At 73.9% G+C, this 8,491-nt stretch carries 7 protein-coding genes; 4 read left to right on the plus strand and 3 right to left on the minus strand.

Annotated features, from left to right (window positions below):
* Positions 1 to 531: 531 nt before the first annotated feature.
* A complete protein-coding gene (locus ACTJIY_RS20660; protein WP_440675390.1) occupies positions 532 to 3,726 on the minus strand; it encodes an efflux RND transporter permease subunit in 3,195 nt (1,064 codons plus the stop codon).
* Between the two features lie 113 nt (positions 3,727 to 3,839).
* On the opposite strand from ACTJIY_RS20660, the gene ACTJIY_RS20665 reads away from it, so the two are divergent.
* Positions 3,840 to 4,334 (plus strand): MarR family winged helix-turn-helix transcriptional regulator, encoded by a 495-nt coding sequence (locus ACTJIY_RS20665; protein WP_440675389.1) that lies wholly within the window; start codon positions 3,840 to 3,842, stop codon positions 4,332 to 4,334.
* Between the two features lie 45 nt (positions 4,335 to 4,379).
* On the opposite strand, the gene ACTJIY_RS20670 is transcribed toward ACTJIY_RS20665, so the two are convergent.
* The gene (locus tag ACTJIY_RS20670; protein WP_440675388.1) at positions 4,380 to 5,612 is read right to left on the minus strand and encodes an MFS transporter; all 1,233 of its coding nucleotides are present in this window, start codon (positions 5,610 to 5,612) and stop codon (positions 4,380 to 4,382) included.
* Between the two features lie 104 nt (positions 5,613 to 5,716).
* Between ACTJIY_RS20670 and ACTJIY_RS20675 the strand changes: the two genes are divergently transcribed.
* Entirely contained in the window at positions 5,717 to 6,256 is a 540-nt protein-coding gene (locus ACTJIY_RS20675) for a MarR family winged helix-turn-helix transcriptional regulator (RefSeq protein WP_253052991.1), read from the plus strand.
* Positions 6,257 to 6,305: 49 nt separating this feature from the next.
* Here ACTJIY_RS20675 and ACTJIY_RS20680 read toward each other — a convergent pair whose 3' ends face one another.
* Positions 6,306 to 7,151: an oxygenase MpaB family protein gene (locus ACTJIY_RS20680; RefSeq protein ID WP_440675387.1), complete on the minus strand. Its 846-nt coding sequence runs from the start codon at positions 7,149 to 7,151 to the stop codon at positions 6,306 to 6,308.
* Positions 7,152 to 7,273: 122 nt separating this feature from the next.
* Here ACTJIY_RS20680 and ACTJIY_RS20685 point away from each other — a divergent pair, with 122 nt between their 5' ends.
* Together ACTJIY_RS20685 and ACTJIY_RS20690 are read left to right on the plus strand one after the other, a co-directional pair.
* Complete coding sequence (locus ACTJIY_RS20685) at positions 7,274 to 7,888, plus strand: ArsR/SmtB family transcription factor (protein ID WP_253052987.1); 615 nt, start codon at positions 7,274 to 7,276, stop codon at positions 7,886 to 7,888.
* Entirely contained in the window at positions 7,885 to 8,133 is a 249-nt protein-coding gene (locus ACTJIY_RS20690) for a hypothetical protein (protein ID WP_440675386.1), read from the plus strand. The genes ACTJIY_RS20685 and ACTJIY_RS20690 overlap by 4 nt, the downstream gene beginning before the upstream one ends.
* Positions 8,134 to 8,491: the final 358 nt, after the last annotated feature.

Raw genomic sequence — 8,491 nt, forward strand, 5'->3', positions numbered from 1 at the left:
TCCGCGCCGCTCGTTCCTCGCGTCGCTCCCGCCAGGCCCGCCACGACGCGGCACCACCACCCACCCCGCCCGGCGTCGTCTCGCCCTGGTCTTGGGCCACCTCGGGCGACCGCCCGCGGTGTCGGCCCAGCCGGGGGTCGCCGCCGGCGCCTCCTGGGCGACCGGACCGCCGTCCGATCCATCGGCGACGATGCAACGCAGGGCGAGCGGACGTCGTCGGACCAGGCCTCTACCTCGGCGGACCACGGGCCTACCTCGGCGGACCACGGGTCTACGTCGGCGGACCACGGGTCTACGTCGGCGAGCTGGCTCGGGTGAGCCCGGGCCAGGGTGCCGCGACGGCCGAGCGGTGGGGGTGGGCTCGGATGCGAAGGGGCGTCAGAGCGGCGCTCCAAAGACCCACGCCCGACAGGCCACGGTGACGGCGCCGCAGCCCCGAGCACCGAGCCCACCCCCACCGCGGACCCGACCCCGCGGCCTGAAAACCGACCAGGGCTCTACCTCGGTAGACCAGGGCTCTACCTCGGCGGGCTACGCCTCCGCAACGGGCTGGGCGGCGGCCTTCTCGGACTGCTCGGCCTTGTCGGCCTCGGCCTGGGCCGCGGCCTCCTGCTTGGCGGCCTTCTTCGCCGCGCGCTTCTCGCCGCGACGCTCGGCGAGCGTGTAGAGCACCGGGACGACGACCAGGGTCAGCAGCGTCGAGCTCAGCAGGCCGCCGATGACGACGAGCGCGAGGGGCTGGGAGATGAACGCCCCGCCGCCGGTGATGCCGATCGCCATCGGGGTGAGCGCGAAGATCGTCGCCGCAGCCGTCATGACGATGGGGCGCAGGCGCTTGCGCGCACCTTCCATGACGGCGTCGTCGAGCGACCGGCCGCGCTCGCGGTACTGGTTGATGAGGTCGATGAGCACGATCGCGTTGGACACCACGATGCCGACGAGCATGAGCAGGCCGATGAGGGCCGGCACGCCGAGCGGCGTCGCGGTGGCGAGCAGCAGGAGCAGCGCGCCCGTCGCGGCGAACGGGATCGACACGAGCAGGATGAACGGCTGGAGGAGGCTGCGGAACGTCGCGACCATGACGAGGTAGACGATGAGGATCGCGACGAGCAGCGCGAGCCCCAGGTCGGCGAACGCGTCGGCCTGGTCGGACGCGACGCCGCCGATCTCGACGGTCGCCCCGCCCTCCAGGTCGAGGCCGTCGATCGCGGTCGTGAGCTCGGCGGTGAGCGCGCCGAGGTCCTGGCCGGCGGGCGTGACGGAGATCGTCGCGCTGCGCTCGCCGTCGACCCGGGTGATCGAGGTCGGGACGTCGACCTCCGCGACCTCGGCGACCTGCGTGAGCGGGACCGGTCCTGCCGCCGTGGGCAGCACGACCTGCTCGAGCTCCGCGACCGTCGCCGGGGCCTCGCCCGCGAGGACGCGGACCTGGACCGGGCCGTCGCCGAGGTTCACCGTGCCGATCGGCGCGGGAGACATCGTCCCCGCGACCGTCCCGGCGACCTGGGTCTCGGTGAGCCCGACGGCGGCCGCGGCGTCGCGGTCGACGGTCACCTGGACCGTGGACTGCGCGGAGGCGAGGTTGTTGGTCACCTGCGCGGCGCCGTCGGCGTCCTCGGCGAGCTCCTGAACGTCGGCTGCGGCAGCCGTGAGGGTCTCGGTGTCGGGGGCGCGCACGACGAGGTCGACCGTCGAGCTGCCGAACGCGGCGTCGGCCCCGGCGACCTCGATGCCCTCGCTCGACTCCCCGCCCAGCCCGGAGACGGCGTCGCGCACGTCCTCCTGGGCCGCGACGGCGTCGGCGTCCGCGTCGAGCGTGACGGCGAACGTCGCCGTCGGGGAGCCCCCGCCGCCGAAGAACGCGGCCTCGGGGCCGCCCGCTGTACCGACCGTCGTCTGCACGGTCGCGACGCCGTCGACGCCCATGAGCGCCTGCTCCACGTCGCGCGCGGCGGCGTCCTGCGCCTCGAGCGACGTGCCGGGCGCGAACGACTCGGTGACGGTGAGCGTGTCCTGGCCGGTGTCGCCGAGGAAGTTGGTCTCCAGGCGCGGCACGAGCGCGAGCGTCCCGGCGAGGATCGCGACGGACACGCCGAGCGTGATCGCCGGGTGGCGCAGCGCCGCCCGCAGCGTCGGGACGTATCCGCGCTGCCACAGACCGCGGCGCTCCTTGGCCTCCGCCGCGGCGCGCGCCCGCTCGCCCGCGAGGCGCGCGGCCTCCGGGTCCGCCGGGACGGGCGGGGACGTGATGAACCAGTACGCGAGGACCGGGACGATCGTCAGCGCCACGAAGAGCGACGCGAGCATCGCGATGGCGACGGTGAGCGCGAAGGGCCGGAAGAGCTCGCCGACCATGCCGCCCACGAGCGCGATGGGCAGGAAGACGGCGACGGTCGCCACGGTCGAGGCGGTGATCGCGCCCGCGACCTCCTTGACGGCGCCGATGATGGCGCCCGCCTTCTCCTCGCCGTATGACAGGTGCCGCTTGATGTTCTCGATGACAACGATCGAGTCGTCGACCACGCGGCCGATCGCGACCGTCATGGCGCCGAGCGTGAGGATGTTCAGCGTGTAGCCCGTGGCGTTCATGACGATGAACGTCACGAACAGCGACAGCGGGATCGACACCGCCGAGACGAGCGTCGAGCGGAGCGACGCGAGGAACAGCAGGATCACGACGACGGCGAACAGGAGGCCGAGCAGGCCCTCCGTCGCGAGGCCCTCGATGGACTCCTCGATGAACGGCGCCTGGTCGAACACGACGTCGACCCGCACGTCCTGCGCGTCGAGCACGCCGGAGAGGTCGTCGATCGCCCCCTGGACGGCGTGCGACACCTCGACCGTGTTGCCCGCGGGCGTCTTGGTGATCGCGACCGCGAGCGCGTTCTCGCCGTCGAGGCGCGAGTACGACGTCGCGGGCTCGGGGCCCGCGGTCACGGTCGCGACGTCGCCGAGCGCGACGGGCGCGGTGCCGGGCGCCGCGGTCGGGGACACGAGCGGCAGCGCGGCGAGCTCGTCGACGGTCGTGACGGCGGTACCGACCTGCACGCTGAGGGTCCGGTCGCCCTCGGCGACGGTCCCGGCGGGGATCACGACCCCGTTGTCCTGGAGGATCGTGGAGACCTGCGCCGGGCTGAGCCCGGCGGCGGCGAGCGCGGCCGGGTCGAGGTCGACCGTCACCTGCTGGTCGGCGATGCCGCTCACCGCGACGCTGCGCACGCCCTCGACGTCCTCGAGCGCCGGGACGACGCTCGACGTGACGGTGTCGGCCAGCGCCGCGTCGTCGGCTCCGCCGGACACGGCGAGCTGGATCACGGGCAGGTCGTCCACCGACCCCGTGACGACCTGCGGCTCGACGTCCTCGGGGAGCTGGGACTGCAGGCGCGTGATCGCCGTCTGGAGCTGGGAGGCCGCGGCGTCCATGTCCGTGCCGTACGCGAACTGCACGGTCGTCACGGACATGCCGGTCGACGACGTCGACGTGACGTCCTCGACGCCCTTGACGGCGCGCGCGGCCGTCTCGACGGGGACGGTCACCTGCTGCTCGACGATCGCCGGGGCGGAGCCCGGGTAGACGCCGACGACGGCGGCAGTCGGGATCTGCAGGCTCGGGATGAGCTCCTGCTTGAGCGACCCCATGCTGATGACGCCGAAGATCGCGATCGCGACCGTGGCGAGCGCGACGAGCGCGCGGTTGGCCAGCGACAGCCGGGCGAGACGGGACACGGAGCCTCCAAGGGTTCCAGGTCGGGTGGGAGACGACGTCGGCGTCGCGATTTCGTTAGCGTAACGCGAAGCATCTCGAGATGGTTCCCGCTCCCACCGATAGAGTCTGCGCCGTGACCCACCCCGCCGACGACGAGCGCGCGGCGCTGGCGCGGCGCCTCGAGGACGCGCAGCGCAGCCTCGCCGAGCTGCTCCTCGCCCAACGGCTCGAGCCCTTGCTGCGCACGACCCTCACGGTCCCCCAGCTGCGCGCGCTCGCGGTCCTCCAGCTCGACGGCGAGACGAGCTCGCACCGGCTCGCGGAGGTGCTCGGCATCTCCCCGGCGACGCTCTCGGGGATCGTGGACCGGCTGGAGGCGGCGGGGATGGCCGCGCGCCGTCCCGACCCGCAGGACGGTCGGGTGCGGCTGGTCGCCGCGACGCCGCGCGGCGCCGCGGCCGTGCGGCGCATCGCCGCGCAGGAGGACGAGCCGCTCACGGACCTGCTCGACCGGCTCGACGTCGCGGACCTGCGCGCGCTCACGGTCGGGATCGAGGCCCTCACCCAGGTCGCGGAGACGTCGGCCGCGGACACCCCGACCGACACCTCGACCGCCCCGGAGGACTGAGGGACCCGAGCCGCAGGCCCGGGCCCCCTCTTCGTCGTCGGTGGCTCAGACCTCGCCGAGAGCCTCCTCGGGCGTCCCCTCGACCGCGCGGGCCCGGCGGTTCCAGCGCGACCACAGCACGCGTTCACCGATGTCACCTGCCATGCGGTGCCCGAACGCCACGAAGACGACGACGCCGAGCACGAGGATCCCCGCGCCCAGCCAGAACGGGGCCGTCGCGGAGACCGGGTGCAGGAGGCCCGCGATGACCGGCGCGGGCGCGGCGAAGCCCCAGCGCACGAGGTTGAAGGCCCCGGTCGTGACGCGCCGGTCCGGGTCGCCGAGCGCGAGCGACAGGTCGGTGAGGTTCGCGTTCGCGATCCCCATGAAGACGCCCGCCCCCACGAGCACGACGACGGACCACGCGGTCCCGAGGTCGAGCGCCAGCAGGACCAGCGCGACCAGCACGCCCACGATCGCGACGCCGAGCGTCTGGACCGCGCCCACGCGGTGGGCGAGGCGGTGCCCGACGACGAGGATCCCGACCGCGAGCCCCACGCCCCACGCGGTGAAGACGAGGCCGAGCGGCACGACGTCGAGGCCGAGGAACACCGGCGTGTACCCGAGCACGATGAAGAAGCAGAAGTTGTACGCGGCGGTGACCGCGGCGAGCGCGAGGAAGCCGGGCTTGCGGAAGAGGCGGAACACCTGGCCGAGCTGCAGGGGCGCGGGCTTCTCGGCCGGGTCCTGGAGACGCGTCACGGACACGAGCAGCGCGACGAGCATGAAGACGCCGCAGACGAAGAACGGGACACGCCACGAGATGCCGCCCAGCAGGCCGCCGAGCAGCGGGCCGACGGCGAAGCCGAGCCCGACGCACGTCTCGAAGAGCTCGACGACCCACTCGCGGTCGTTCGCGAGCGAGACGAGCAGGACCATCGCGGTCGCGAAGAACATCGCGTTGCCGAGGCCCCACAGCCCGCGCAGCGCGGCGAGCTGGCCGATGCTCGTGCTCAGGGCCGCGAGCACCGCGGCCACGGCGACGAGGCTCACGCCGGTCGCGAGGATCTTCTTGTAGCCGAACCGACCCGTGGCCATGACGGCAGGGATCATGCCGAGCGCCATCACGGCGATGTAGGCCGTGAAGAGGAGCTCGATCTGCCAGGTCGACGCCCCGATCTCCTCCCCGATGACGGGCAGGATCGGGTCGACGACCGCGATGCCGGCGATCGCGAAGAACGCCGTGAGAGCGGTCGCGTAGATGGCGGTGCGGTTCGGTTCGTTGCGCGTGGAGGCCACTGCGTTCGTACTTCCTGGTCGGTGGGAGAGTGCCGCTCGGCCCGAGGGGACTCGGCGGCAGTTTTTATCTGTATCTGACAGGTAAGTATCTGTAGAATACACCTATGACGGTTGCCGAGGGAAACGATCACGGAGCCGGTGCGTCGTCCGGCGGGGCGTCGGCGCGCGACGACGCGACCGCGCACGACGTGCTCGGCGCGATCGAGCTGGAGGTCGCGCAGCTCCTGCGGCGCGCCGAGCGCACCCGCGCGTCGGGGACGCCGGGCACCTCGCGCCGCGGCGGGACGCTCGACCGCTCCGGCTACCTCCTGCTCCACACGCTCGGGACGCACGGCCCCCTGCACGTGAACGCGCTCGCGGAGCGCCTCGGCCTCGACGCGTCGACCGTCACCCGCCAGGTCGTCGCGCTCGAACGGGCCGGTCACGTCCGCCGCGCGCGCGACCCCCGTGACGGCCGCGCGGTCGTCGTCGAGCCGACGAGCGAGGGCCTCGACGAGCTCGCCGCGCACCGGGTCGCGCGGACGGAGCTGTACGCCGACGTGCTGGGCGACTGGTCCCGCCTGGACCGCGCGCTGCTCGCCGAGCTGCTGGGCCGCCTCAACGGCGACCTCGACGCCTACCGCCGGCGGCGCGACACGCCGTGACCACCGCCGTGAGCCCGCACGGAGGGCGCGACCTCACGGCGCCGCGACCTCACGACGCAGGGAGCGCCCAGCGGATCAGCCGCGTGACCGTGGCGCCGGCGGGCCGCGCCCACCACGCCGGCAGGCCGCGCACCCGCGGCATCCCGGCGCGGGCCCACGCGGGCAGCGACTCGCGAGCGGCGACGGCCAGCCCGGCGTAGGCCGGTCGCACCGGCCACGGGAGCGGGGGCTCGACGAGCAGGAACCGCGCGGCGTCGAGCGCGGACGGCGTGAGCGAGAGCGCCGGCCGGTACTCCTCGACCGCCGCGTCCAGCTCCCGACGGGTCAGGGGCGCGTCCACGACCCCCAGCGCGCGCCCGACGACGGCGGCCTGGGCGACGTACTCGTCGCACCCCTGCGCGTCGAGCGGGCGTCGACCGAACGACTGGTGCGCGACGAGGAAGCTCTGGGTCTCCGCGACGTGGACCCACCGCAGCAGGTCGGGGTCGCTCGCCCGGTAGGGGCGGCCGTCGGGCGCCCGGCCCCGGACGCGCTCGTGGACCGCGCGGACCGCCGCGACCGCGCGCTCGGCGTCGTCGGCGGTGCCGAACGTCGTCACGGCGATGAAGGTCGACGTGCGCTGGAGGCGGCCCCAGGGGTCGCCCCGGTAACCCGAGTGCGCGGCGACGCCCGCCATGGCCAGCGGGTGCAGGCTCTGGAGGAGCAGGGCGCGCAGCCCTCCGACGAACATCGACGCGTCGCCGTGCACGCGCTGGACCGGCGAGCCCCGGTCGAACCAGCGCGGACCCGGCGTCTCGTGGATGCGCGCCCTCGTGGCGGTCGCGTCCGGGCCCGCGACCCGGAGGAAGATCGCGCGCTCCGTCGCCCCGCGCACCCGCTCCACCACGTGGGCCATGCGACCGATGCTCGCACCTCGCGCCGCCCCTCGCCCCCTCGCGTCTCGTCTCGCAACGCGTCCCAAGAACTCGTTGCAAAGAACCTCTTGCAAAGGTGTCTTTGCATGGCTACTCTCGTGCCATGAGCACCGACGGCGACACCACACCCCCGAGCGCCGAGCGCCACCCGGCGCTCGGTCCGGCGCAGCTCAAGGCGCTCGCGCACCCGCTGCGGGTGCAGATCCTCGACCTGCTCTCCACCCACGGCGCGCTCACCGCGAGCCGCCTCGCCGACCTCGTCGGTGAGTCCAGCGGCTCGACGAGCTACCACCTGCGCCAGCTCGCCCGGCACGGCTTCGTCCGCGAGGTGGCCGGCCGCGGCACGGCGCGGGAGCGGTGGTGGGAACGGCCGCCGGGCGGCTTCACCGTGAGCACGCCCGACGAGACCGAGGACACGGCGACCACGCTCGCCACCGCGATGGTGAGCCGGGAGTTCGAGAACGCGCGCGCCCGCAAGATCCAGGCGTTCCTGGAACGCTCCTCCGAGCTCCCGACCCGCTGGCTCGACGGGGCGCGCCTCACGACCGCCAGCATGTGGCTCACCGCTGACCAGATGAACGAGGTCGCGGACGCCTGGGACGCGCTCGACGCGACGCTCCACCGGTTCGAGGGCCAGGAGCAGGCGCCGGGCGCGCGACCCGTGCAGATCCACTTCAACGTCTTCCCCACGATCGACGGCAAGGAGAACCCCTCATGAGCGCGTACTCCCCCACCCTGCCCCGCACCGCCGAGCCGCGCGGCGCCGACCGTCTGCTCGTCGTCGTCGGCTCGGCGCTGAGCGACCTCGGGCGCCGCCGCGCCGCGGCGCGCGCACAGGCGCGACGCGACCGGCTCGCCGTCGCCCCGGGGACCACGGCGACCCGCTCGTCCGACCCGCTCCACGCCGCCGCGGAGCACACGCTCGACCGTGCGGCGCTGTCGCGAGCGTCCCTTCTGCCCTGAACACCCGGAGATTCCACCCGCATGGGGAGTGGTCACCATGTCGGCGACCCCGACCGCTCGGTTACCCTCGACGGGGCGTTCTGTGGGCACAGACGCGCGTCTCCCCCTCTCTCGCCACCCGGCTCGACAGGACGACGCGGTCTCGTGCGCCCCGACCACGTACTTAGGGAGCATTGGTGGGCCTTCTCTCGAGCATCCGCGAGCATCGTCGGACCGTCGCGTCGGTGAGCACCGTGTCGGTGTTCTCGACGGCGCTGGTCGGGATGGCGCTGTTCTACGAGGGCGAGGCCACGGCGGACGTGGACCTGAACGACTCGGGCGTGTGGGTGACGAAGTCGTCGGCCGGGCTGCTGGGTCG

Source organism: Cellulosimicrobium sp. 22598 (assembly GCF_052044445.1).
GTDB lineage: Bacteria > Actinomycetota > Actinomycetes > Actinomycetales > Cellulomonadaceae > Cellulosimicrobium > Cellulosimicrobium cellulans_G.

Excerpts from the sequence above, each read along its gene's own strand:
- ACTJIY_RS20690 (WP_440675386.1), top strand. The coding sequence starts at position 7,885 with ATGAGCGCGTACTCCCCCACCCTGCCCCGCACCGCCGAGCCGCGCGGC.
- ACTJIY_RS20675 (WP_253052991.1), top strand. The coding sequence starts at position 5,717 with ATGACGGTTGCCGAGGGAAACGATCACGGAGCCGGTGCGTCGTCCGGC.
- ACTJIY_RS20685 (WP_253052987.1), top strand. The coding sequence starts at position 7,274 with ATGAGCACCGACGGCGACACCACACCCCCGAGCGCCGAGCGCCACCCG.
- ACTJIY_RS20680 (WP_440675387.1), bottom strand. The coding sequence starts at position 7,151 with ATGGCCCACGTGGTGGAGCGGGTGCGCGGGGCGACGGAGCGCGCGATC.